Genomic DNA, 26461 nt, shown 5'->3' with positions numbered 1-26461 from the left:
CTTATTTATGACTATCAATCTTACATTCTGCTGCAAGACTCAAGGCAGACTGTCTTTCATTCCAGGTCATCGCTGGCAATTCATTTGGTATTGCCACCATATCGATTGCTCCATCCACTGGGCAGACAATAGAACAGAGATTACAACCAACACAATCCTCTTCTCTAACTTTCAGATAACCCTCCCCGTTTTCGTTTGTTAACATGTCAATACATTGATGGGAAGTATCCTCACAGGCAATATGGCATTTGTTACAATTGATGCACACATCGGTATTGATTTTTGCCACAATATTATAATTAAGATCTAAATTACCCCAATCCGAATATTTAGGGACGGATTTCCCGATGATTTCGCTTACGGATTTAATTCCCTTGCCATCTAAATAATGACTGAGTCCTTCAATCATATCCTCAACAATACGGAATCCATGATGCATAGCAGCCGTGCAAATTTGGACACCCGTTGCACCCATTAGCATAAATTCAACAGCATCCTGCCAGTTCGAGATTCCTCCAATACCAGAAATAGGAACATTAATATTCGCATGCCTCGCACACTCTGCTACCATGTTTAAAGCAATCGGTTTTACGGCAGGACCACAATAACCGCCGTGCGCCCCCTTCCCAGCAACATGAGGAATCGTATTCCAGGTATCTAGGTCGACACCCATTAAACTATTAATCGTGTTAATCATGCTGATAGCGTCCGCTCCGCCATTACATGCGGCTTCGGCAGTCGCAGTAATATCCGTGATATTCGGTGTAAGTTTTACGATGACAGGAGTTTTTGCCACTTCCTTTACCCAGTAAGTCTGCTGTTCTACTAAGGCTGGTACCTGCCCTGAGGCAGACCCCATTCCTCGTTCAGCCATTCCATGTGGACAGCCAAAGTTTAATTCCAGACCATCCACCCCAACATCCTCAACACGTTTAACCAATTCATGCCACTTTTCTTGTTTTGGCTCCATCATTAAGGACGCAATAATGGCATGGTTTGGAAATCTCTTTTTCGTTTCATAGATTTCTTTTAAATTAACATCTAATGGCCGGTCCGTTATCAATTCGATATTATTGAATCCAGCAACTCGCTGACCGTTAAAACTGATCGCCGCAAACCTAGCGGAAACATTTAAGATGGGGTCACCTAATGTCTTCCATACAGCCCCTCCCCATCCTGCTTCAAAGGCTCGCTGGACTTGATACCCTGAATTGGTTGGCGGTGCAGAAGCTAACCAAAATGGGTTAGGAGATTTTATTCCTGCGAGATTAGTACGTAAATCAGCCAAATGAATTCACCCCTTTTTAATAGAAACATGCTTCAACGAGGGAAAGCGTTTACATTTTTATATCCTTGGCAATGGTAAAAATTATTGGACTATACCAGAAGCTGAGAATTGTTTGTGGATGCTATATGCTGCGAGTTTCCCTTGTTGTGCAGCTGTAACCACCATTGCGTCGCCATTGCCTTTTCCGAAAACAACATCACCACAAGCATATATTTTTGGATTGGATGTTTGATAGGTTTCTTTATTTACTTGCACTACACCACTATCATGCTGTAATTCTAGTGCCTCAATTAACTCCAAATGCCTAGTTTGGCCAATCGCTTTTATAACTGCATCCACCGGAAGAACATATTCAGATCCCTCAACCGGATAAGGTCTTCTGCGCCCATCCTGATCTGACTCATCAAGATTCATTTTGATGCATTCTATCCCGGTTACCTTTCCTTGTTCATTTCCAATAATTTTTTTAGGTGCTGTTAACCAGCGAAACTCAACACCGTCTTGTTTGGCAAATTCATATTCAAAATCATAGGCGGTCATTTCTTCTTCTGTTCGTCGGTAAAGGATTTTTACATTTTCTGCACCTAAACGTACTGAACAAGTTGCACCATCAATGGCTGTATTTCCTGCACCGATGACAACGGCACGCTTCCCAACAAAATCCTTAGATAATTTTCCGCTTTTTGTTCCCTTTACAAACTCAATGGCATCGTAGACTCCCTTGAGGTTTTCACCTTCGATACCTAAATGAGGAACATGTGCCATGCCAACGGCTAAAATAATGCAATCAAAATCTTCAAGCAAATCCTTTACGGGCACATCTTTACCAACTCTTGTATTGGTTTTGATGGTTACATTAAGCTTTTCAACCTGTTCCACTTCCCAATAGGAGATGGATTGAGGAAGTCGGAAAGAGACAATTCCGTAGGTATTTAATCCACCCGCTTTTTCGGCCGCTTCAAAAATTGTTACTTCATATCCAAAACGAGCTAATTCTCTGGCTGCTGAAAGTCCCGCCGGTCCCCCACCCACTACAGCAACAGATTTACCATTTGGCATTCCTGGCTCAAACATCGTTTGTTCATTTTTGATGGCCCAATCTGTCGCATATCTCTGGAGGTTTCCAATCATAATGGGTTTTGTGGCATGGTTTAAGACACATGCTCCTTCACACAGCTCCTCTGTTGGACATACTCTAGAGCAACTTGCACCAACCGGATTAGAAGACATGATCGTTTTCGCGGAGCCAAGTAAATTTCCTGAGGCAATTTTTTTTATAAAAGTTGGAATATCGATACCTGTGGGGCATGCCTTAATACAAGGGGCATCATAGCAATAAAGACAGCGATTCGATTCTTCCAACGCTTCTTGATTTGTAAGTGGACGTTCCACTTCCTGAAAGTTTCGTTCCAGATTGGCAGTGGAAATTCGCTGTGTTTTTTCCAATAAAAAGCCCTCCTTTTTAAAAGTGGTTTTACTAAAAATTCTGCATCTATTTATAATTTTACAGACCACAAAAAATATATTTTGTTTTGGAAACCGTAAAATGATGCTCGTATTCTACTAATAGAAAACCAGACTCAAGAGAAACATGAACGGTGATTCTTAATACTAGATGATGTTTTGAAGGGAAATTTGCGATGAATAGTGTAGCTGATAAATGGGAGTTATTCTTGTACCAATGTTACTCTTTTACCAATTTATCACATATGAACAGAAAATTTTGTAAAATCACATCGAACCTGCTATTGATTTGTATTCATTTACATTTTGCGGAAAAACCAATATATTTACATATAAAATAGAGTTAAGTTAAAAAATTGACAGTTAATCTAACAAATAAGTTCTCGACATTAGTGAATTAATTGCCGAACATTAACGAAGACAAAAAAGTGCACCTAATGGGTACACTTACGATTGATATTATTGATTAGCTTTTTTACAATCAGCAAATTGATCCATTTTGCTTGGTGTCTTAAAGTAGCTTAAAGCTTATTCTATACTGAGAACCCGACCATAGAATCTATTTCATGTGAAAGATAGATATGTTTTCCCTTTTTATTGGACTGTGCGACAACGGCCATCGCGGCAGCAACTTTTCTTGCTTGTATCCCTCGGTATGGACGCATAGGACCTATCATGATCTTGTTCAATACACCACTAGCTTTTTCAGCAAGTTTTTCACCCAATCGAAACTCTTCCCGCTTTCCTAACAATAATGAAGGTCTGAAAATATGGAGTGACGGTATGTCTAAATTAGACAGAGTTTCCTCCACCTCTCCCTTTACTCGACTATAAAAGAATAATGACTTGGTGTCAGCACCCATAGAACTGACAATGAGATACTTTTCTGTGCCGTTTTCCTTTGCTAGTTTGGCAGCCTCAATGGGATATTCGTAATCTACTTTACGAAATGCTTCTTTTGTCTTTGCTGCTTTTATCGTTGTGCCTAAGCAACAGAAGACATCTGTAACTTGAAATAACTCATGGTATTTATGTAGTTCATCAAAATCAACGATATGTACTTCACATATATCAGATTCAATTTCAATCGGTCTGCGAACCAACAAATGTACTTTTTGATAGTACCCATTTTCACTTAGTGTTTTGACTAATGCTTTTCCAATTAGGCCTGTAGCCCCGAGCACAAGTGCCGTTTTTTTATTTACACCCATTATTTTAAAAGCCCCTCTCAACATTAAGCAATCACATAAGGAAATTATACCATGCACAAAAGGTTCCAATAAAAAATGGCAAGGAAAATGTTTTTTAAAATAAATGTTATATCATTGTTATCGGTTGTGGGATCAGGCTAAGCACCCGTGCTGATAAATAGGCGGAAAAATTCCGCTAAATTAGTAATTATTATTAAAAAAAGCTTTAATAGACGGAGAGATTCCGCCTATTTACTCAAAAAGTTCGCAAATGCGAGATTTTTCTTTGTATAAGCGGAAAACCTCCCCTTATTACCCCGAATCCGCTCCATTTTGCATTTAACCGGAAAATTTCCGCTTATTTTACTTAAGCTGGTTACTCGATTAAGGACAAGACAGCCAATACCACTGTCATTTCGGGACGTATTTTAAGAAAAGCACCTCAAAACGGAACCCTTTAATACAAGATCCAAGCGTTTTTCATTTAATGAATTAAGGTAAATAGTTTTTCTAGACCATCCAACAGCCTTGGGGATGGACGGCAGTATAGTTCTTCTTCAAGGATAAGGATTCTGCTATCGTCAATAAACCTAAGCGTTTCATATCCTGGACGTTTAGTAACATTATTTTTCTGAACTTTTTCCTTTCTTACTCCTACCCAAGCAAGGCAGATAAAATCAGGTTTTCTTCTCAGGACGTCCTCCCAATCTGTCTGAACGCTGGCTAATTCCACATCACCGAAGGCATTGATGGCACCCGCTGCTTCAGAGATTTCGGTAAGCCAATTGATTTTACCTGGAGTAAAAATCGGTTTTGGCCACCACTCCCAATAAAGAGAAGGCTTTTTGTTTACTTTTAATCCTTGTTGTTTGACTGCATGAAGCCTATCTCGAAATGCTTTTGCTGCTGCCTTCCCGCGTTCGGCTTGATTCAGAGCCTCAGCAGTCTTGATTAAATCCTCCTCAATGTCCGTCAAAGACTGGGGATTTAAAACGATGTGATGGATGCCGCGCTCTACTAACGCTTCAACATTCTTTTCCATCCCTGGAACACTCAAAGAAGCAAGGACAAGGTCTGGCTTCAGTCGTTCAACAAGATCCATATTTATTGATAAATCAGGTCCTAATTTTGGAAGCTTGGAAATAGACGCGGGCCAATCTGAATAATCGTCCACTCCCACTAAAAGATGAGACAAACCTAAGTATTCCATTATTTCAGTATTACTTGGGCACAATGATATAACTCTCAAAAAATCTCCCTCCCTTACTATTATGTTAACGCAGATACAAACAAACAACCAGCATATTTCAGCTGGTTGTTTGTTTAATGGTATGTACTAAAGCAGATAAAAACTGGTGAATTAATTGAAGGGACTCATGTATGGATAGATTTTCTCTATATCCCTCTATGTAATCTAAGGCGAAGTTCAAATCCCATAAACCATCATCATGGCTAAACACTAAATCAAATTTTGCTTCATCCCCCTGTAAAGAGTTATTAAGATGTTCCTTTAATACTTTTTCAAACTTCTTCTGAAGCTTTAAACCCAACATGACATCATAGGTTCCGAATACATCATCAACCTCGAGCGACACACCTTCGACACCGATTTCTTGAAACAAAGCAGACTCTACATAAATAAATTCACTTTTGTGTTCTTTTAAATATGTAATTGGCTTGGTTAAAAAACTCGACGACTCGTTAGCAATCATCGTTTCTGTTTCCTTGCTGCAACGTTCGATATAGGCTTCATTAAAACTTGAGTTCGAGTTGATTTCCATTTTAAAACCTCCTATTTAAAAAATTCCCACTATTACTATAGAGTTATCGCAATTAAAAAAGCAAATTTTTACTATAAAAAACACCTAGACTCAAAAAGAGTTTAGGCGTCTAGATTCACATTAATTTTCTACAAGTTTATTATTTACTACTTTTTTTCCAACAGGGTTCTCATCTAATTTATCTTCTGCTTGCTTCACACGTTTCATGAAGAAGGCAAGGACTAGTGCAACTAAAGCAATAAATACGGATACGAAAAATGCAAAATTAATACCGTCTAATGTTGCGCTCATCATGATTTGCTGCTCCATTTGAGCTAAAGCTTCTTGTGTTGGCTGTTCAGTCAAGTTTGCCATTGCTGCTTCACCAAGCTCTTTTGCCTTTGACTCTGCACGGTTTGACATCACGGTTACCAAAAGGGCCGTTCCGATTGCTCCAGATACTTGCTGAAGCGTGTTGTTCATAGCAGTACCGTGTGGATAGAAACGCGCAGGTAATTGGTTTAAACCATTCGTAGAAACTGGCATCATGACCATCGACATCCCCAACATTCGGACTGAGAATAAAAGCAGTAATTGAGTATACGTTGTCTCAAGTGTTAATTGGCTAAACAGATAACTGGTTATCACCGTGATTCCTAAGCCAATAATTGCTAAAAGACGTCCGCCAAATTTATCGAAAAGTTTACCTGTAACAGGTGACATAAGTGCCATAATGATTGCACCAGGCAGCATCATTAGGCCTGCGTCAAATGGAGATATGCCGCGTACCGTTTGAACATAAATCGGCAGCAAAAGCATCCCCGAAAACATAGCCATCGTAAGCACCATAGAGATTACAGACGATAAAGCAAACATAGGGTACTTAAAGATTCTATAATTAAGCATCGGCTTATCTTGTTTTAGTTGACGTAAGATGGAAATAAGCAATGATATTGCACCAATAGTAATTGTCAAATAAACCTGTGGACTGTCCCAGCCTTGTTTTCCTGCTGAACTGAACCCATAAAGCAAACCGCCAAAGCCCACGCTTGTTAGTAAAACAGATAAGAAATCAAGTCGAATATCAACTTTTTCTTTTTTATCTTTTAATAAGAAGAAACCGATTAATAGGATAATCGCTGCAATGGGTGTTACAAAGTGGAACAGCATTCTCCAGTCATAATGTTCAATTAACCAACCAGATAATGTTGGGCCAATTGCTGGCGCCCCCATTAAAACTAATCCAAAAATACCCATGGCTGCTCCTCTTTTTTCAATTGGGAAGCTGACTAGCATAACATTCATTAATAACGGCATTAGGATTGCTGAACCTGCTGCTTGGGTCATCCTGCCTGCTAATAACATTGGGAACAAATGGGCAAACCCTGCCAGAATGGTTCCTGCTGTAAACAAGCCCATGGCTACTAGGAAAAGCTTGCGGACCGAATATTTTTGGATCAAGAAAGCAGTTGTAGGAATTAATACCCCATTCACTAGCATAAATCCAGTAGTTAACCATTGCACAGTTGACGCGTCAACTTTTAAATCAGCCATAATAGATGGCAGTGCAATATTTAGTAAAGTGTTATTTAAAAAAGCAATAAAAGCCCCAATCATCAGGATTGAGATAATCCCGTATGGGGGGCGTTTCGTTTCATTTTTTATCTGTTCCATGTTCTATACCCCCTGTATAAACTCATTGTTCATTTTTTTATACCGCTATTTCATACTTTATTAATAATATACCGATAGTTCATTTTTTGCAATCAAAAAATTCCCGTTAAATTATAGGTTTGTAAAGCCGAGACTTATAATGTAGTATATTTTTATACAGGTAGTATACTTCAGATGATAGGTGATAAAATGAATGATCGAAAACAGCATGTCATTAATAAGGCCCATCAGTTATTTATTGAAAAAGGTTTTCAAGCGACATCGATTCAGGATATTTTAGATTTTAGCGGTATCTCAAAAGGAACCTTTTACAAATATTTTTCATCAAAGAGTGAGCTGTTAATTGCTATTTATAAAACAATTTATAAGCAACTCCAAAAGGAGCGAAACGATTTATTAATTGGGAAAAGCCCTTCAGATATCGAGGTCTTTATTAAACAATTAGAAATGCAAATGATCTCTACTAGAAAAAATAAGTTAATTACTTTATATGAGGAAGTTATTTCTACAAATGACGCTGACCTGAAACAATTTATCCGCGTTGCACGATTACGTTCACTTAGATGGATGTTTAGCAGATTTATCGATATTTTCGGTGAAAAAAATAAACCATATTTATTAGATTGTGCGATTATGTTTCAGGGACTCCTGCAGAACAACCTCCAATACAATCGCTTGGCAACCGATTCAAATGAGAAAATTAGTTATGTTGTCAGATATAGTGTGAATCGTTTAGTTAATATGGTGAACGAAGTAGCGGTAGCGGATGAACAATTGCACGACCCTGAGCTTTTAGAAAAATGGCTCCCTGGGCTTCAGAAGAATAATCATGAATTAATCGTTCAATTTTATAAAATCGTCAGTGCTATGAGAAATTGCATCTCAAAACACTTTCAAGATAAAAAAGACCAGGAAAAATATCACGAACTGATAGATTTTATCCAAGAAGAAATCATGCATACTCGTGCACCAAGAAAATTCCTAATCGAAAGCACCCTCCAAACACTGCAAAATAACCCTGCAGGTATCTGGGAAAAAGAGTTACTACAGCTTAACGAACTCATAACTGCCTTCTTTCAACAATTGGAGGAAAACGAAGAAGAACACTAAAATAGACATTTGGCTTATGAGAATTTTATCGACTGAGCATTTGCCCATGCATTTCTAGGTAGTTATACGTAAATTAGTAAAAACAATGGATTGTTTTACTAAGGAGGAGCAGTGGCTTACTGCTTTATAACGCTACAGGAGGTGCAAACAATGAGAGATTTCACGGCAGACAAGAAACAACTATTGGAGGAAAAAAGATCAATATTTGATTCTTCCAAGTTCTGGGGTCATAGACCAAAGCACAGGGATTCTCTAAGCGTAGATACAGAAAAAAGCCCGACAATCACGATTGAAGACGTGGCAGCCAATAATACCATCGAAGAAGTTGCAGCCGATAACACTATCGAAAACGTGGCAACCGATCATACCCCGAAAGAAAAACGGGATGAATCAAATCCTAGCAGCGTAAAACTATATGAAACGATAAGTGGTAATTTCATTATCACAAGAGGCTGGGATGGCAATAATATGCTGGTATATAAAATGCGCAGGAGAAATTACTAGAGAGTTTAAGCAAGGATGAAGCATAAAAGCTCCATCCTTTTTGTTTTTTATGTATCGTCTTACTTAGGTTCTACGTGAACATGTACGTCATAAACCTTATGTGTCCTCATTAACTCCTCTTCCACTGTTGTGGCAATATCATGAGCCTTTTTCACATCTAATGTCGAATTAACCAGTATGACGACGTCCACGACGATGTTGTTACCGTAATTCCTCGCTTTTATTTCTTTAACACCTTTAACGCCATGACATTGATGGATAGTATCTTTATAAATATCGATTTGCTTTTCGTCAAATCCATCCGTTAAATAGAGTGATGCTTCTTTAAAAATGTCCCATGCTGTTTTACAAATGAGGAGTCCAACAAGTACTGCTGCTAAAGGATCAAGCCAAGGGAGTCCAAACTGTGCACCGATGATACCGATAAAAGTACCTACACTTACCCAGGCATCTGAGAGATTATCCTTTGCTGCCGCCATGACAGATTGACTGTTAATTTCCATTGCTAGTTTTTTATTATACCGATAAACCAAGTACATCACGAACGCACAAAAAAGCCCTGTCCAGGCAGAGATAACATCTGGAGATCCTGTTTGTACATAAAAAATACTAATGATTGCTTCGTATGCAACCTTCAGACCCACGGCTGCCATGATAAAGGAGGCAACCATGGAAGCTACGGTTTCTGCTTTCCAGTGACCGTATGGATGATCATCATCTGCCGGTCTTTGAGATAATTTTAGACCTATAAGAACTGCCACTGACGCAATGATATCTGTTACATTATTTAAACCGTCTGCTTTCAATGCCTCGGAATTTGCTATATATCCAACTGCTAGTTTTAATGCTGACAAACAAATGTAGGCAATAATACTAATAATAGCACCGCGCTCTCCTCTTTTTAAATCCAAAAATCCTTGTTCTTCTAACATTTTCATCACCCACTTCTTATCTCTTCTATATTATTGAACAAAAACATCTAGTGGGTCTAGAGAAACCTTTTTCCCCTGCTCGAACTTTATAAGAAATACGAAAAAGAGTTGCTCTAGGTAAAAACCAAGTAAGTTCAACCTTGAAATTAAGCTGCCAGTTAAGTATTCTAAGAACATATTGAACGAAATTAAGGATGTGTTTAACCTGCGATTAAATAAATTTATTTCCGAGTCTGGAAAAACATCTAGGCGCGGAGCGGATAAATGGATAGAAGAAGGTAGAGTTACGATTAACGGAAAAATTGCAAAGGTTGGAAGTCAGGTTGAGCCTGGAGATGTGGTTCGTGTCAACGGTGAAACCATTAGGGTCGCCAAAAATTATGTTTATATTGCCTTAAATAAACCTGTAGGGATTACAAGCACAACAGAACGACATATCAAAGGTAATATCATTGACTTAGTGAACCACCCTCTTCGAATTTTTAACATTGGAAGATTAGATAAAGATTCAGACGGGTTAATCCTCTTAACCAATGACGGAGATATCGTCAACGAAATACTGCGTGCTGAGAATAAACATGAAAAAGAATATATCGTAACAGTAGATAAGCCGATTACTTCTGAGTTTTTGAAAAACATGTCAGCAGGAGTTAGAATTTTAGATACGAAAACACTCCCATGTAAAGTGGAACAACTGTCAAAGTTTGTGTTTAAAATTATTTTAACGCAAGGGTTGAATCGGCAAATTCGTCGGATGTGCTCGGCTCTCGGATATTCCGTTGTCCGTCTTCAGCGAATTCGGATTATGAATATTCACTTAGGCAACCTCCCTGTTGGTCAATGGAGAGATCTAACGAAAAAAGAAAAGCAGCAATTATTTAGTGATCTTAATTATGAACCTAGAGAATGGTGAATAGAATGAGTCGAAACGTAAAAACTTCGACTCATTTTTTATTTGCTTTAATATTCACATAATATATGATATTACTTAGGAACTCGAAGGTTTTGAGGAGGAGAAGTTAAATGAAAAAAACGGTTGAAAAGCGGCTTACCCGCTCAGAGGTTCCAGAGGATTTAACATGGAAACTTGATGATTTATTTGTGTCAGATCAGGCATGGGAAGCAGAACTTGCAGTGATTGAAAATGATACCACAAAGATTGAGCACTTTAAAGGCACGTTACATATTAGTTCAAAAGAGTTATCAGCATGCTTGATGGCTCAAGAACACCTATTAATGAAAATGGTCAAAGCAGCGACCTATGCAAGCTTAAAGCAATCCGCTGATGGAACTGATCCTGATAATCAGGCTAATTCTGCCAAATTAGCAACACTAAGGACAAAGATGACATCTGCATTATCATTTATTCATTCTGAAATCCTTTCACTTGAAGAAGGAACGATTGAAAAATATCTTCAAGAGAATTCAGAGCTTCAACCTTTCCGAAAAGATTTAGTCGAGCTGCTTGAAACGAAAAAACATCGACTTTCACCAGAAACAGAAGAAGTATTAGCCGCTTTAGGAGAGGTACATGGTGCCCCTTATACCATTTATAACATGGCTAAATTAGCAGACATGGACTATGCCCCTATCACGGATAGTGAAGGGCATGAATTACCTGTTTCTTTTGCTCTTTTTGAAAACCGCTATGAATTTTCTGCCGATACAGAAACGCGCAGAAAAGCATATGATTCATTCGTTTCAACGCTAAAACAATACAAAAATACGATTGCAGCAGCCTATTCTACTGAAGTAAAAAAGCAAGTAACACTTTCTCGATTACGAAACTATCAGTCAGTTGAACAAATGCTTTTAGAACCACAGCAAGTAACACTTGAAATGTACAACAACCAAATTGATATTATTTTTAAAGAGCTTGCCCCTCACATGCGCCGGTTTGCTCAGCTAAAGAAAAAGGCTTTAGACCTTGATGTCATGAAGTTTTGTGATTTAAAAGCACCATTAGATCCTGATTTTAATCCTGAAACAACCTATCAAGAAGCAAGTCACCTTATCTTGGAATCATTGAAGGTAATGGGCACAGAGTATACCGAAATCATTGAAAAAGGCTTTAAAGAGCGATGGGTGGATCTTGCAGATAATATCGGTAAATCCACAGGTGCCTTCTGTTCTAGCCCTTATGGTGCACACCCATACATTTTAGTTACATGGCAGGATAATATGCGTGGCTGCTTCACCCTTGCACATGAATTCGGTCATGCAGGACATTTTTATCTGGCTAATAAAAATCAAAGAATCATGAATGTTCGCCCTTCTTTGTATTTTATTGAAGCTCCATCTACGATGAACGAGCTTTTATTAGGACAGCACCTTTTAGCAAATAATAACGACAAACAAATGCATTGCTGGGTAGTGCTTCAGATATTAGGAACGTATTATCATAATTTTGTCACTCATTTACTAGAGGCTGAATATCAACGCAGAGTGTATGCGTTAGCAGAAGACGGAAAAGCCCTCACTGCTAATACTTTATCTGAAGTGACCAGAGAAGTACTTACTGAATTCTGGGGAGATACGGTGGAAATCGATGAAGGTGCAAGCCTGACTTGGATGCGCCAGCCACATTATTACATGGGCTTATATCCTTACACCTACTCCGCTGGATTGACTGCCTCTACTGTAGTGGCACAATTAATCCAGGAAGAAGGTCAGCCTGTTGTTGACCGCTGGCTGGAAGTCCTGCGTGCTGGTGGAACCATGAAACCACTCGAGCTTTTGAAACATGCTGGTGTAGATATGTCGACCCCAGAGCCAGTCTGTAAAGCAGTAGCTTTTGTCGGTTCACTAATTGATGAATTAGTAAAATCATACGAGTAATAAAAGTGCCAGGTACCGCTAATTGCGGTGCCCGGCACTTTTTTTGATTTCTTCCAAAAGAAGCTGGAAACGACTGTAATGAATAATAATTAAAAAATTATACACAATAATTTTCAAAGGAGGTGGAAAGAATGAAACACGTAAAAGCAATGGCAATTAAATTTGTTTCAAGTCTTGTCCTTTTGTCGCTTATCCTCGGTTTACTTTATGACATGTCATTTGGCAACATCTTTCTTATCACACTTGTTCTTGGTGTGGCGGCCTATCTTATCGGAGATCTGCTAATTTTACCTAGAACCAATAATACTGTAGCAACCATTGCAGATTTTGGCTTAGCATTTCTCATCATATGGTTGATGAGCAGAAGCCTAACCTACGGAGACAATCATTTTTCAATGTCTTTAATTGCCGCTATTGGTGTTGCATTATTTGAATATATGTTCCATAAATATGTTGCAAATAATGTTCTTAAAGATCAAGGCGGACAACAGCAAACAAGGCAATTACAATACCAAACAGAAGCTTCTGAAGAACTGACTCCAGTCAGACAAGATGTAAGAAGTTCAAACGAAGAAAACAAAAAGCCTCAATAAGGTACAAGCTCCCTCTGAATTATGTTCAGAGGGAGCTTTTCTTATTGCTAAAACTTATTGAAACTTTATACCTATACAATCGTATAAATAGGGACTCTGAAAATAGATATCTTAAAAAAGGAGAAATGGTTATGGGGAATATGTTTTTATTTTCTTTGATTGTTGCTATTGTTTCTGCTCTTGTTCTTATACCGATATATAGAGATGAAAAGTCCACTGGCCAGAAAAGTAATAAGAAGAGTTCTAACGGGGCTAAAAGGTTCATTCCTGGAGCAATTATTACTTTAATTGTTATTTTGATTCCTTCTGTTTTTGCTTACTATTATTTTACGAATTATGATCGAAACCTATCGTCCTTATGGGTTCTTGCCATTATTATTACTGCATTAGGTGTACTCATTTCTACTGGGCTGGAAAGGAAAGTGAAAGCACTGCTGTTTGCGGCAAGTCTAATCCTTGGGATTTACTTTCTCACAGCCTTTCTCTATAACGCAGATGAAAAATATGAGATTGCTAAGATGGATCAAAAAGTGGAAATTAAAACTTTTGATGAAAAAGAAACACCTGCTAGTGTACCACCAGAATTTGCCCGCAATAAAATGAAAAAAGCGTTTGGACAAGTGCCAAACACGAGCTATTACGAGTTGGGTAATCTTCAAATTCAAAAAGTAAATGGAGATTACGTCTATATCGCACCTGTTGAGTTTTCTGGATTTTTCAAATGGTGGAAAGGAAAAGAAACACCTGGTTACTTTACGTTAAGTGCCACTGATTCTTCTGATAATCCAAAGTTTATCAAGTCAGCAATGATTTATACACCTTCTTCCTATTTTAATAAAGATGTTGAACGACATATTCGTATGCAGTTGCCGAAACATATTTTCTATGGCGATGTTCAATTAGAAATCGATGATGATGGGAAGCCTTATTACATCCGCTCGTACGGTCAATTTATTTCAGCGCGAAATGGCTTTGATGTTCACGGTGTTGTTGTAGTAGATTCGGAAAATGGGGACACAAAGTCATATACTTTAGCGAATGTTCCTAAGTTTATTGATGGTGCCGTATCACCTGAAATTGTCAGCCTGCAAAACAGCTACTTTGGAAATTATGTTCATGGATTTTGGAATAGTCTCTTCGGAAAGTCAGATGTGAAACTGCCTTCCGACGAAGGAACGGAGGCAAATGTAAGTCCTATTTTCGATCAAAAAGGAGTTATGTATTATTTCACTGACTTTACCTCACCTAAAGAAGGCGTCGATTCCATGCTCGGTTACTCATTGACCAACTCCCGTACAGGAGAGGCGACTTATTATACGGGGAACCCTGAAGAATCTTATATGGATTCACAAGGAGCCCTGCAAATAATTGAAAAGAAATTTATTGAAAAGAAATGGCATGGTGAAATGCCAGTAATCTATAACTTTTATGGTGAAGCAAGCTGGTTAACTCCTGTACTGGATTCCAATGGGTTCTTACAGAATTATTTTATTGTATCGGCCGCTAATCCGGAAATTTCCGTGTTTGGGGTTACTCCTAACGAAGCTCTCAAACAATATAAAACCGCTCTCCAACGAGGCGGCGGTTCAGTGGATGGCAGTTCGAATGCGGAGGAAAAAGAGATAACCGGTACTGTTCTCCGTGTTTATAAAGAAAAGACTGGAGACTTCACTGTCGTGTCATTCCTTTTAGACAATAAGAAAAGTTATATCCTATCTTCTGAAAAGGAACCAATGATCATTTATCTTAAAGAGGGAGATAAGGTAAATGTCACCTATTTGGATACGGATGAAGACTTCCTGCCTGCCAAAGAAATCACGATTGAAGGCTTAGAATAAATCGAAAAACCACGATGATTGGGAACGATCATCGTGGTTTTTCATGTTATGAGTTAGTAGGTCGGATCTCTCTTTTTGTTAGAACAGATAATGCGTCCCTGACATCTCTTGCAAAATCGAGTGGCCGGTCGATTTTTTCAAAATGAATATACATAAGCCTTGGATTCTCAAAAAGCCAGTGATTGTGGAATGCTGTTACGATAATATTATGTTCACGCAGAATACTGATAAATGGATTCAGTTCTTCTTGAAGAATCACTGTCTCCCCGCTACAAAGAGCCCGTCCGTCCGAGGAAAGCGATTCAAACACAAACATTTGCGGTAATGCTAGAAACGATCTGGTTCTCCTCCCTAATATACGCGCCATGATATTAGTCCGCGAATTCATCACCATGCAAACACCATTTTCGAACGTGCTCATGCCTCCAAGAATATCGTGAAACTCCTCGCATAGTTCTTCTGCTCTTCTATTTGTTGCCTGTCGAACTCTACTTGAACGACCCATGTTCCGTGTAGTCAGTACCTCTAGTGCATCTGCGACCTTTCTAGCAAAGTCTAGCGGCTCATCAATCGATTCAAAGTGAATATACATCAAACGAGGCTCTTCAAACAGCCAGTGGTTGTGCAGGGCAGTTACAATAATTCCATCCTCGCGCAGCCTTGTAATAAAAGGATTAATCTCATCTTGAAGGATAACGGTTTCTCCCAAACATAATGCCCTGCCATCTCGTCCTATATTTTCAAAAGAAAATGCCTGTGGAACAAACATAAATGATTCAGCCCGACGGCCTAAAACCACAGGATGGATATTCGTCCTGGACCTCGTTGCTGTACATACCCCATTGATTACCGAAGGTGTTGCACCAAGTATTCTAGCGAACTCCTGACACAGTTCACTAGGCTCCATATTATTCATATTTTGCATCAATATTCATCTCCTGACAGATTGTACTCTCAGGATAAACTATTCAGTACATTACTATTGGACAGGGCTGGGACCTAGTTTATTTGGGTTCACACAGAAATAGGCTTCATTAATATGCAAAAAAGACATGTGATTGATTGCTCACATGTCTTTCCATATGAACTTATCTTTTTTGAAGTAAGCTTTGGTATGCTGCAGATGTCCTAACTTCTACGGTTAAGGTTCCATTCGGATTATAAACGGCTTTAATCAATAACGGCACACCAGCAGTATTCTTAAATTGAAAATCTTTACCGCCATATGAAACCGTTGCATCCCGTCCTACAGGTACATACCCCACTGTCAAGGAATGATGGTGCCATTCCACATATTCGATAGCTAATTGGTCAACTGCATTAAACAAGGTAGAGGAGGTTTGACAAATACCACCGCCAATTCCCATGACCAATTGCTTATTAACGATTTCTTGGGCTGGCTGATATCCATGTGCTTCGTCACTCGGTCCGACCGTATGGTTAAAAGAGAAAATATCTCCTGTTCCAACAATGACATTATCAATTGCCTGTGCAGACAATTCAATGTTTTTATTTCTTCCTGTTATACTAGGATTAAATTTCGTTGTATATGTTGCTACGACCACTTCGGATAAATTGGCAGCATCCTCAGGCTTATAGCCGCTTTCGGTCACATAGATTGGAAGAACAACATCTCCTCCCTTGACTGACGCTTCGATAATTTTATTCACTAGTTCTGCTTCTTCAAGAATGACTCTTGGTTTCCCTTTAATGACTTGCCCATTGGCATCAATTTTATCGAGGACCATTTTCGAGTCATAACCTGGAGTGGTATCTGTTCCTCTTGCTAACTCCTTAGCCCAATTCTCAAGCTCATTCTTATATTTTACATTATCTGTTCCAAACCCCATATCGACTGGAATGAGGCTTTTAATAATGTTTTTTGAAATTGGATCCACTACATTAACCACTTTTGGCTTTTTAGCTTCTTCCTCAGCTTTACGTTTTGCTTCTGCTTCTGCCGCTGCTTTCCTTGCTGCTTCTTCTGCAGCTTTTTGCTCTTCAAGCTTCTTTTCGAGTTCTGTTACTTTGTGCTCCAGCTCAGCTTCCTCGCCGTTTGTTTTCTCCGCACATCCTGCTAACCCTATTAAACTGCCAACTAATATGAATGAAATCGCCCAGGTCCGTATAGACATTTATACCTTCTCCTCTTTTCCCCCAAATCTCGTCATTCCTCACGAAGCACTTCCGAATATTCAGATAAAGGATTTTGCTCTCATTCTTCTAATCTATTTCGCTTTCCAACACAGAATTCCTGCAAATTTCCTAAAAATTTTCCTGAAATTGGATTCATCATATTAGACGTTCTTCATCCAAATTGGTTTCAAAACAATTTGAAAAAATTTACTTTTGTTCCCTATTAAGAACAATATATTATATAACATCAGCAGAGTAAAGGGTTAATATAACTTATAATAAAATTATATCAAACGTTTACAGTCCATTCATTATAAAGAACAGACTGATTTATGTGCTTTTTTCCTGGTTTTTTTTGGAGCAAATGCATGATTCTAAATGATCATTTACCATTCCTGTTGCTTGCATAAAGGCATAACAAATTGTCGAGCCAACAAATTTAAAGCCGCGTTTTTTTAAATCCTTACTTAATTTATCACTTATATCCGTCGTAGCTGGAACTTCTGATAAATCTTTAAAGTGATGGATAATAGGCTTACCATCAACAAATGACCAAATATACGTGCTAAAGGAACCAAATTCTTCCTTCACCTTCAAAAATGCCTTCGCATTTGTCATGACGGCATTGATTTTGAGTTTATTTCGCACAATTCCTTCATTTTGTAAAAGTTCTTCGATTTTCTTTTCATCATAGGAAATAATTATACTAGGTTCAAAATGATCAAATGCCTTACGATAATTTTCTCTCTTTTTAAGTATCGTATACCAGCTCAAGCCTGCTTGTGCCCCCTCTAAGTTCAAATATTCAAATAGCAAACGATCATCATATACCGGCACGCCCCATTCATAATCATGATAATCGATATAAAGTGGATCCTGATTTACCCAGCCGCATCTTTTCATCGTACGTTCCTCCTAATTACTCTTATTTTAACAAACCTATCTTTTTTTACGAAATTGATTCACTATGATTACACATAAAAAAACTGCCGAAATTATTCGACCGAATTTAAATCTAAAATAAAAACAGCGAAAAAATTTTTATGAAGATGCAATGGTTTCAATGCCTTAGGACATTCGTACAAGCAATTTATCCTCTAGAAAATATGATACATAAATTAAGTTTTTTTGGAGGATATATATGGAAAATAATCAACTGTTTTTTGCGATATTAGAAGGTTCCGAGGAGGTCCCGCCTGTTCGAACAGATGCTTTTGGGTTTGCAAAATTTAAAGTTAGCAGAGATGAAAGAAGGATTGGATATCGCCTAACTGTAAATAATCTTGATAATTTTACTCAGGCTCATATTCATTTAGGGAGAAGAGGTGTAAACGGTCCTGTTGTCGTCTTTCTATTTGGTCCAGCTGACCCTAGTATAAGTGTAAAAAAAGGAGTCGTTGAAGGAATCATTACAGCAGATGATCTTGTTGGTCCCCTAATGGGACAATCACTTTCAGATTTAATAGAACTTATGAGAGATGGTAAAACATATGTCAATGCCCATACAGTCCAAAATCCTGACGGAGAAATCCGCGGACAAATCAAAAAGTTTCACAACCATTGCTAATTAAAACAGGAATAATAGCAAACAGCCATCAAACGATGGCCGTTCATATTTTATACTAATCTAATATTATTCGGTAAAGTAACGGAGGTTTGGATAGGACAATTCTAACATTGCCCCAAATAAAAAAAGAGAAGTCGTCATAAGTACGATTTCCCTTATCTAGTCGTTAAGTCTTAGCTAATTTATTTACTGCCATGTGTCCCCCTGGTTCAAGACTTCTTATTTATTTTACAAATAAACAAAAATTTATCATAAACGGCGATTTCTATAATTTCAAGGCAGAATTAAAAGAGTAGAATAATGAAAGAAATCAAAAACTCGGGACTTCAAAAATGAAGTCCCGAATTTTTACCTTTCATTCAGTTTTGCACGTTATGAATCTGACCTCGTTTATAAAAATATTGCAAAGCCAGTAAGATCGTAAACAATACTAAACCGACGATGTCGGAGATATTTTCTGGATAAATTAAACATATTCCTGCACCAAGAGAAACGATACGTTCCATCCAATTCAATTTTCGCACCCAAAAACCGATAACTCCTGCACTAATGGCTATCATGCCAATAAAGGCTGTAGATACAACCCAAATGAGATAAGTCCAAGTGGTATCTATCATCAGTAACTCCGGTGATAAGACAAACATATATGGTATGATAAACGCAGATATCGCAAGCTTTGTTGACTCCACGCCCGTTCGAAACGGCTCTCCGCCTGATATTGCCGCTGCGGCAAATGCAGCTAAAGCAACAGGTGGAGTTATATCCGCCACAATACCAAAATAAAACACAAATAAGTGAGCAGATAAATCAGGGACTCCTAACAAAATGATCGCAGGTGCTGCAATCGTTGAAGTGATGACATAATTAGCGGTCGTTGGTGAACCCATTCCCAAGATTAAGGAAGCAATCATCGTCAAAAACAAGGTTGGCAGCAATGCTCCTCCTGCAATATCGAGAAGCCCGTTTGCCATTTTTAATCCTAATCCTGTTTTTGTAACGACACCGACAATGATACCTGCAGCAGCCGTTGCTGCAGCAACACCTAAAGCGGACCGTGCCCCCTCTACTAAAGCTTCAATAATTCCTTTAAATCCGATCCTTGTTTCTTTTTTAATGGCACTTACAACTACAGTAATGACAATCGACCATAATGCTGCGCGAATAACACTCATTCCAGTCATTAACAAAAGAACAATCGCTATAATCGGAATTAATAAGTAGAGTTTACCAAAGACCTCTTTCTTGCTTGGCATTTCTTCCTTTGTTAACCCGCGAAGACCAATTCGCTTTGCTTCAAAATGAGTCATGATCCAAATACCGGTAAAATATAGAACAGCCGGTATTGCCGCTGCCTTTGCGATTTCCCAGTAGGAAATACCCCCGATAAATTCGACCATTAAGAACGCTGCCGCTCCCATAATCGGCGGCATTAACTGCCCGCCTGTGGAAGACGCCGCCTCAACTGCACCTGCAAACTCCTTTTTATAACCGAGGTTTTTCATCATGGGAATGGTAAATGCTCCAGATGTTACGACATTTGCAACAGAACTGCCGCTGATGGTTCCCTGTAAAGCGCTCGAAAAAACCGCAACCTTCGCAGGTCCCCCCACACTCCTGCCGGCGATCGCAATCGAAAGATCGTTAAAATACTCACCTACTCCTGTCTTAATTAAAAAGGAACCAAATAATAAGAAGAGAAAGATGAATGTCGAAGATACGCCAATCGGTGTACCCAAAATTCCTTCCGTTGTAAAGAACATCGTCTGGACTAACCGATCCAATTCTAACCCTCGGTGTGCGATGGCACTCGGCATATACGGTCCAAAAACAGCGTAAACCATAAAAATAATGGCAATAATGGTGATTGGCAGACCAACCGTCCTCCTAGTTGCCTCTAACACAAGTAAAATGGCTGCGAGACCAACTAAGAAATCAATTTGTGTAATATTTCCTGTACGTAGGACCAAATCATCGATCATGACCGGCCAATAAGCACCAACGAAGACCGAAACGAGTGCAAGGATGATATCATACCAAACGACCTTAAACTCTTTTCCGCGATTTTTCTTTCGAGCAGGAAATAGCAAGAAAATGAGTGCGAGCGCAAAACCTAAATGTATCGAACGCTGCAGCTGAGCGGTTAACATCCCGAATATTCCAGTATATAAATGAAAGAGAGAAAAGGCCAATAAACCTCCGAATGCAATCCAAAGAGGAAGTCCCTTTAGCTTTCGTGTTCCAGCTTCAGGATCATATTTCTCTAAAAGCTCCTGCTGCTTTGCCTCTGACAGTGTTTCTTCAAAGTGACTCAAGGATATTCACTCCTTTCCATTGCTTAAAAAAGTTCAATTTACGGACTTCAACCTTTACAGACGTGCCAGGTCTGATTGAACGCGATAACGGGTATTCTTTATTTTTAAAAATCACTGTATGATTGGCACGAACCTGTCCGATTCGTAAGTGAAAGAAAGGAAAATCCCGTTTCATGTTTTTGATGTAATATGCGCCATTTACTTGTTCGAAGGTTTCCCCATATTCAGCATTGGAAGGCATTCCGATGGCAAAATCTTCATACATAAGCTCATATTGTTGAATTCTCTCGCCGCGAGTAATTTTATAGCTTTCTACCACATCTGATAAATGAATAGAATGGGTGTATTTGATTCCGAAAAGAGTTTCGTTATTTACAGGAATATAGGCGAATTCTCCATTGCTGCGATTTGGCTGGAAGACAATAGCTTTCTGGAAGGGTATGATTGCTAAAATGATAAGGATAATAAAAAAGATTACTAGATATTGGATAGATTGAAATCTACGCATTTCCCCCTCCCTTTCTCTTGGAAAAAGGAGGCCGGCTTTTATTCCGGCCGGCCAATTCATTGACAAACTAATTCTTTTACTGTGCTTTTACGCCTTTTTCATCAAAGTATTTTTGGGCACCAGAATGAACTTCAATTCCGACGCCGTTTAATGCGTTCTCGACCTTGATTAATTTCCCTTTGGCATGAGTCACTTTATCAAGATTTTCAAAGATTGCTTTCGTAATGTCATAAACAACGTCATCCGCAAGATCGCTGCTTGCCACTAGCATTGCTTGAACAGCTACCGTAGTAACAGCAGACTCCAAACCATATGTTCCAGAAGGTATCTCGTCTTTTACATAGAATGGATATTTTTCAATTATGGCATCAATTTTATCTTGTTCAATTGGAACAATAACCACATCCTCGGTAGCACCTAGACTTTCAACCGCACCAGTAGGCGTCCCTGCTGTTACAAAAGCTGCGTCAATCGTACCATCTTGAATCCCTTGTGTAGACTCATCAAATGATAAATCTTGTTTTTGAATATCATCAAATGTCATGCCGTGGACTTCAAGAATTTGCTCAGCATTGGCAACTGTGCCGGAACCAGGTGCACCTACTGAAACTTTTTTACCTTTTAAATCTTCAACCGATGTAATTCCGGATTCTTTGGTAGTAACAATTTGAATGGTTTCTGGATATAAGGTGGCAATCGCCATTACATTATCAACCTTGTTGTTTTCAAACATTAATTTCCCCTCGGCAGCATACGAAGCGATATCGGTTTGAGAAAAGGCAATTTCAGCGTCACCATTCTTAAGGGTGGTCATATTTTCCGCTGAAGCGCCACTTGTTTCTGCATTTGCGTCAATTCCCGTTGCATCTTTAATAATTTCTGCAAAGGATCCGCCTAATGGATAATACGTTCCACCGGTACCACCCGTTAGAATACTAATAAATTGCGGCTTTTCCTTTTCTTCATTTGCCGGATTTCCTCCACCCTCCTCTTTGTTACCGCAAGCTGCTAGAATCATAGAGAATGTTAAGAGAATGACCATAGGAAGATACAACCTCTTTTTATTCATTAAATTTCCCCCTTTTATAAAATGCCGTCCATCAATCAATACTTATTATCCATCAGGTACAAACTTGTCAATTTTAATAAGAATAGTTCTTTAGACCTAGCAATTACAAAAAAAGAAACCCCTTTCATTTGAAAGGAGTTTTCAATCCACTTATCTACGTTTTTTCTTATTATCCTTCGTCAATCTACCTAACAAAAATGCACCCGCAGCCACACCTATAATCGTATTTGTCTTCTTGTTAAATACTTGTTTTGCGACTAGATTTAAATTCTGCGGTCTTTCTGCCAACCGTCTCATAAAATAGCCATACCAGTCATTTCCAAAAGGTACATACGTACAGAAGTTATAGCCTTCTTTAGCCAGCTGCAGCTGCATGTCTTTTCTAAAACCATAGAGCATTTGAAACTCAAACTGCTCATTTGGAATGTTGTTCTTTTTAACAAATGCCTTTACATGATTAATGACATTATGATCATGAGTTGCGATTGAAGTGAATTTCCCGTTTACTAAATGCCATTCTATCAGTTTAATAAAATTTGCGTCGATATCTTTTTTATTTTGGTAGGCGTATTCAGCGGGCTCCTTATAAGCACCTTTTACAATCCGCATACGGAAGTTTTTATATTTTTCGAGGTATTCATCAGCACGAAGTAAATAAGCCTGTATAACGGTTCCAACGTTATCATATTCCTTAGACAAGTCATCCAAAACATCAAAAGTAGGCTGTAGGTGACCGGTGTCTTCCATGTCAACGTTTACAAAAATACCGTATTTGTTTGCTCGTTCAACGATTTCTCTTAAGTTGCTTAAGCAAAAGCTGTATTCGATATCCAAACCTAATTGCGTGGGTTTTAATGAAATATGAGCATCCACTTTATGCTCATGAATGGCTTCTATGACATTCAGAATTTGTTCTTTTGCGTCTGTTGCCTCTTCTTCTTTAAAGACAAATTCGCCTAAGTTATCAACCGTACAAGAGATTCCGTGTGAATTGAGTTCTTTAATACTTTTGATTACTTCATCAATATTGGTACCGGCAACCACACTTTGTGCACCCATTTTTAAGCCATACTTTTTAGCCGCATTATTTAAAAATTGATTTTGGGATAAGCCTATAAAAATATCTTTCAACATAGCGATTTCTCCTTGCTGTTGTTATTTCACTATTATTTTAGCATAAATGATTCAATTGCTCCTCATAGTTTTTAAAATATTGTCGAAATTGAATCAATTGTACTTTTGAAGCCAAAAAGGGCTGCCGAGATGGTTCTCAGCAGCCCTAGTGGTGGTATTATCTTCGATTACGGTTACGCAGGAACGTAGGAATATCAAGCGTATCTTCTGAATGTTGTCTTTGTCTGTCCTGAACAGGTGCAGAATCTTCCTGAACATTCTGTTCACGTCGTGAGATACCTTGAGTTTGTGGTCTTGAAGTAATATCCCGTGAAGGACTCACTGTGTTCTTTTTAGCAGATAGTTCTGTTTCTGAAAATCCTGTTGCAATGACCGTAATCATGATTTCATCTTTTAAGTCTTCATTGATAATCGAACCAAAAATCATGTTTAATTCCTTGTCAGCAGCAGAAGAAACAATATCAGCAGCCTCTTGCACTTCATATAGACTTAAATTGCTGCCGCCAGTGATGTTCATCAGAACACCCTGAGCTCCATCAATAGACGTTTCTAACAATGGACTTGAAATAGCTTTCTTCGCAGCCTCCACAGCCCGATCCTTACCTTTCGCCATACCTATACCCATTAAGGCAGTCCCTTGATTAGACATAATCGTTTTCACGTCTGCGAAATCGAGGTTGATTAATCCAGGTACGGCAATTAAATCGGAAATCCCTTGTACACCTTGTCTGAGCACGTTATCTGCCTCACGGAAAGCTTGAATCATAGGAGTCTTTTTATCTACGATTTGCAATAGACGATCATTTGGTACGATAATCAATGTATCTACTGCTTCACGCATTAAATCAATCCCAGCTGCTGCATTCGTTGCACGTTTACGGCCTTCAAATCCGAATGGACGTGTCACAACACCAATGGTCAATGCACCTAGCTCACGGGAGATTTGGGCAATCGCCGGTGCAGCTCCAGTCCCTGTGCCTCCGCCCATACCAGCGGTAACAAAGACCATATCTGCTCCCTTTAGAACTTCTTGAATCTGCTTTCTGCTTTCCTCTACTGCATTTCTGCCAACCTCTGGATTGGCACCAGCACCTAAACCTCTCGTTAAGTTTGCACCGATTTGCATTTTAATTTCTGCTTTTGATAGTTTAAGTGCTTGAGCATCAGTATTAACCGCAATAAATTCAACACCTTGAACACCGTCTTCAATCATACGGTTTACAGCGTTATTACCGCCGCCGCCAACACCGATTACTTTTATTCTAGCTACTTGATCTATATCCATTTCAAAATCCCACATGACAAATTTCCTCCTGCTCCCGCAAAAATTCATTATCTCATTATTCAAAATTCAAAAAATTCAAATGTTTATTTTTAAGATCTGAAGCTATTAGCAGATTTATTACGCTAGTATTTATTATAATCTAACTAAAGCAGATTTTTATTGAATTTTGTCGAAACTTTTTCCTTAAATACTATTTTAACAAAAAAATGGGGATTTTTATATAGTCCTGTTGCTATTCCTCTTTTTTTTATCATTAAAATTTCATTACAAAAAAAGGCTCAGTTCAATGACTGAGCCTTAGACTTACGAGAATATACTCTTGATACTTTCTATTAATTCTTTAAAAAAATCGGCTACCTGCTGAAGAAAATTCTTGTCGCCTACTGCTTCTTCTATCCGCTGCTGAATATCCTGGGTAAGGTTTTCAAGCTGTGATTTAACATTATCGAAATTAATATTTAAGTCTCTCATTTTTTCAAATAAGTCTAGTAATAGCTGACGGTCCTCAGGACTTAAGCTGATTTCGAGCGTCTTTAATTTTTCATCAATAATCGCTGCAACTTCTTCTTTTGTTGCAGGGTTTTGTTCAGCAATTTCCTTTTTGATTTCTGTTAGCAGTTCACTTACCTTATCCTGATTCAGTCCTTCTTTTTTTGCTAAATCAGTAGCCAGGTTTAATTCCTCATTGGCAACTTCTGTACGCTCTAAATCTAACGTTGCGCCTTCACCTTCATCATAAGCCTTATAAATCCCTACTAATGCAGAGTGTCCACTAACTTTTACTGGAGAAGCTACATCTACAACTGCATCTTGAATTCCAGCCGTCAACAGGGCGTTTGCGTACATTTCATCAGTAACCTCTGTAATATTTTCAGGTGTTACCTGGTTAATAACAAGTCCTTCACCCGCATCCTTCCGAGTGATTTTAGCAGAGGAATACATATTAGAATGTGCATCACCTTTAATATACTTATCTAAGTCTTCTCCAGAAACCGTAATCTCTTTCACTTTGCTTGTGTCCGTTACGTTTAAAAGATCTCTCACTTCTTCCTTTTGAGCAGCTGATAATGCTTCCCCGTAAACCACGATGGGCAGCCCAAACTTTTCATTGATACTCTCTTCAGTATTGCCGTTCGTATTAGCTAACACCTTGCTTGTACTACTTACAGATACTATTAATGCCAGAATAATAGCAAATACCGTCAACTTATAAAAATGCTTCAAATCAATCACTCCTTATCAAATCTCTATGCTGCTTC

23 protein-coding genes are annotated in these 26461 nt (G+C 38.5%); 7 read left to right on the top strand and 16 right to left on the bottom strand.

The features are described 5' to 3' along the window. Position 1 precedes the first annotated feature (1 nt). The 6 genes from preA to QFZ28_RS13875 form a co-directional block, all read right to left on the bottom strand. Positions 2-1288 (bottom strand): NAD-dependent dihydropyrimidine dehydrogenase subunit PreA, encoded by a 1287-nt coding sequence (preA, locus tag QFZ28_RS13900; protein WP_307195175.1) that lies wholly within the window; start codon positions 1286-1288, stop codon positions 2-4. 81 nt (positions 1289-1369) lie between these two features. Then, positions 1370-2734: an NAD(P)-dependent oxidoreductase gene (locus tag QFZ28_RS13895; RefSeq protein WP_307195174.1), complete on the bottom strand. Its 1365-nt coding sequence runs from the start codon at positions 2732-2734 to the stop codon at positions 1370-1372. Between the two features lie 551 nt (positions 2735-3285). Then, complete coding sequence (locus QFZ28_RS13890) at positions 3286-3963, bottom strand: oxidoreductase (protein WP_307195173.1); 678 nt, start codon at positions 3961-3963, stop codon at positions 3286-3288. A gap of 463 nt (positions 3964-4426) precedes the next feature. Beyond that, entirely contained in the window at positions 4427-5191 is a 765-nt protein-coding gene (locus tag QFZ28_RS13885) for a cobalamin-binding protein (RefSeq protein WP_307195172.1), read from the bottom strand. A 58-nt stretch (positions 5192-5249) separates the two neighbouring features. After that, positions 5250-5723 carry a branched-chain amino acid aminotransferase gene (locus tag QFZ28_RS13880; protein WP_307195171.1) on the bottom strand — a complete coding sequence of 158 codons (474 nt, stop codon included), beginning with the start codon at positions 5721-5723 and terminating at the stop codon, positions 5250-5252. Between the two features lie 120 nt (positions 5724-5843). Then, a complete protein-coding gene (locus QFZ28_RS13875) occupies positions 5844-7376 on the bottom strand; it encodes a DHA2 family efflux MFS transporter permease subunit (protein WP_307195170.1) in 1533 nt (510 codons plus the stop codon). Between the two features lie 174 nt (positions 7377-7550). Here QFZ28_RS13875 and QFZ28_RS13870 point away from each other — a divergent pair, with 174 nt between their 5' ends. Further along, positions 7551-8486 carry a TetR/AcrR family transcriptional regulator gene (locus tag QFZ28_RS13870; protein WP_307195169.1) on the top strand — a complete coding sequence of 312 codons (936 nt, stop codon included), beginning with the start codon at positions 7551-7553 and terminating at the stop codon, positions 8484-8486. A 150-nt stretch (positions 8487-8636) separates the two neighbouring features. Then, positions 8637-8990, top strand: a complete 354-nt coding sequence (locus tag QFZ28_RS13865) for a hypothetical protein (RefSeq protein WP_307195168.1) — start codon at positions 8637-8639, stop codon at positions 8988-8990. A gap of 59 nt (positions 8991-9049) precedes the next feature. Here QFZ28_RS13865 and QFZ28_RS13860 read toward each other — a convergent pair whose 3' ends face one another. Then, on the bottom strand, positions 9050-9928 hold the full coding sequence (locus QFZ28_RS13860) for a cation diffusion facilitator family transporter (RefSeq protein WP_307197031.1): 879 nt from the start codon (positions 9926-9928) through the stop codon (positions 9050-9052). Positions 9929-10118: 190 nt separating this feature from the next. Here QFZ28_RS13860 and rluF point away from each other — a divergent pair, with 190 nt between their 5' ends. From rluF to QFZ28_RS13840, 4 genes are all read left to right on the top strand, one after another. After that, positions 10119-10835 (top strand): 23S rRNA pseudouridine(2604) synthase RluF, encoded by a 717-nt coding sequence (rluF, locus tag QFZ28_RS13855; protein ID WP_307197030.1) that lies wholly within the window; start codon positions 10119-10121, stop codon positions 10833-10835. A 110-nt stretch (positions 10836-10945) separates the two neighbouring features. Beyond that, positions 10946-12760, top strand: coding sequence for an oligoendopeptidase F (gene pepF, locus QFZ28_RS13850; RefSeq protein ID WP_307195167.1), 1815 nt, complete (start codon positions 10946-10948; stop codon positions 12758-12760). Between the two features lie 131 nt (positions 12761-12891). Then, a complete protein-coding gene (locus QFZ28_RS13845) occupies positions 12892-13353 on the top strand; it encodes a YndM family protein (protein WP_307195166.1) in 462 nt (153 codons plus the stop codon). A 131-nt stretch (positions 13354-13484) separates the two neighbouring features. Further along, a complete protein-coding gene (locus QFZ28_RS13840) occupies positions 13485-15191 on the top strand; it encodes a hypothetical protein (protein WP_307195165.1) in 1707 nt (568 codons plus the stop codon). A gap of 46 nt (positions 15192-15237) precedes the next feature. Here QFZ28_RS13840 and QFZ28_RS13835 read toward each other — a convergent pair whose 3' ends face one another. From QFZ28_RS13835 to QFZ28_RS13825, 3 genes are all read right to left on the bottom strand, one after another. Next, positions 15238-16116, bottom strand: a complete 879-nt coding sequence (locus tag QFZ28_RS13835) for a DUF1259 domain-containing protein (RefSeq protein ID WP_307195164.1) — start codon at positions 16114-16116, stop codon at positions 15238-15240. A gap of 163 nt (positions 16117-16279) precedes the next feature. Then, positions 16280-17326, bottom strand: a complete 1047-nt coding sequence (locus tag QFZ28_RS13830) for a VanW family protein (RefSeq protein ID WP_307195163.1) — start codon at positions 17324-17326, stop codon at positions 16280-16282. Positions 17327-17657: 331 nt separating this feature from the next. Beyond that, positions 17658-18230 carry a DNA-3-methyladenine glycosylase I gene (locus tag QFZ28_RS13825; RefSeq protein ID WP_307195162.1) on the bottom strand — a complete coding sequence of 191 codons (573 nt, stop codon included), beginning with the start codon at positions 18228-18230 and terminating at the stop codon, positions 17658-17660. Between the two features lie 253 nt (positions 18231-18483). Here QFZ28_RS13825 and QFZ28_RS13820 point away from each other — a divergent pair, with 253 nt between their 5' ends. Further along, entirely contained in the window at positions 18484-18894 is a 411-nt protein-coding gene (locus QFZ28_RS13820) for a CHRD domain-containing protein (protein ID WP_307197029.1), read from the top strand. Positions 18895-19253: 359 nt separating this feature from the next. Here the strand turns inward: QFZ28_RS13820 and QFZ28_RS13815 are convergent, their stop codons facing one another. The 6 genes from QFZ28_RS13815 to QFZ28_RS13790 form a co-directional block, all read right to left on the bottom strand. Next, positions 19254-21206 (bottom strand): TRAP transporter permease, encoded by a 1953-nt coding sequence (locus tag QFZ28_RS13815; protein WP_307195161.1) that lies wholly within the window; start codon positions 21204-21206, stop codon positions 19254-19256. Continuing rightward, positions 21193-21714 carry a DUF1850 domain-containing protein gene (locus QFZ28_RS13810; protein ID WP_307195160.1) on the bottom strand — a complete coding sequence of 174 codons (522 nt, stop codon included), beginning with the start codon at positions 21712-21714 and terminating at the stop codon, positions 21193-21195. The genes QFZ28_RS13815 and QFZ28_RS13810 overlap by 14 nt, the downstream gene beginning before the upstream one ends. Positions 21715-21790: 76 nt before the next feature. Further along, entirely contained in the window at positions 21791-22783 is a 993-nt protein-coding gene (locus tag QFZ28_RS13805) for a TAXI family TRAP transporter solute-binding subunit (protein WP_307195159.1), read from the bottom strand. Between the two features lie 150 nt (positions 22784-22933). After that, positions 22934-23917: a proline dehydrogenase family protein gene (locus tag QFZ28_RS13800; protein ID WP_307195158.1), complete on the bottom strand. Its 984-nt coding sequence runs from the start codon at positions 23915-23917 to the stop codon at positions 22934-22936. 157 nt (positions 23918-24074) lie between these two features. Further along, positions 24075-25217 (bottom strand): cell division protein FtsZ, encoded by a 1143-nt coding sequence (gene ftsZ / locus QFZ28_RS13795; protein ID WP_307195157.1) that lies wholly within the window; start codon positions 25215-25217, stop codon positions 24075-24077. 288 nt (positions 25218-25505) lie between these two features. Further along, the gene (locus QFZ28_RS13790) at positions 25506-26426 is read right to left on the bottom strand and encodes a DUF1002 domain-containing protein (protein WP_373428071.1); all 921 of its coding nucleotides are present in this window, start codon (positions 26424-26426) and stop codon (positions 25506-25508) included. Positions 26427-26461 lie beyond the last annotated feature (35 nt).

The sequence above is a fragment of the Neobacillus niacini genome (assembly GCF_030817695.1).
Taxonomy (GTDB): Bacteria; Bacillota; Bacilli; order Bacillales; family Cytobacillaceae; genus Neobacillus; species Neobacillus niacini_F.
Note: the sequence above shows the minus strand (reverse complement) of the source record. Positions and strands in the feature narration are given on the sequence as shown.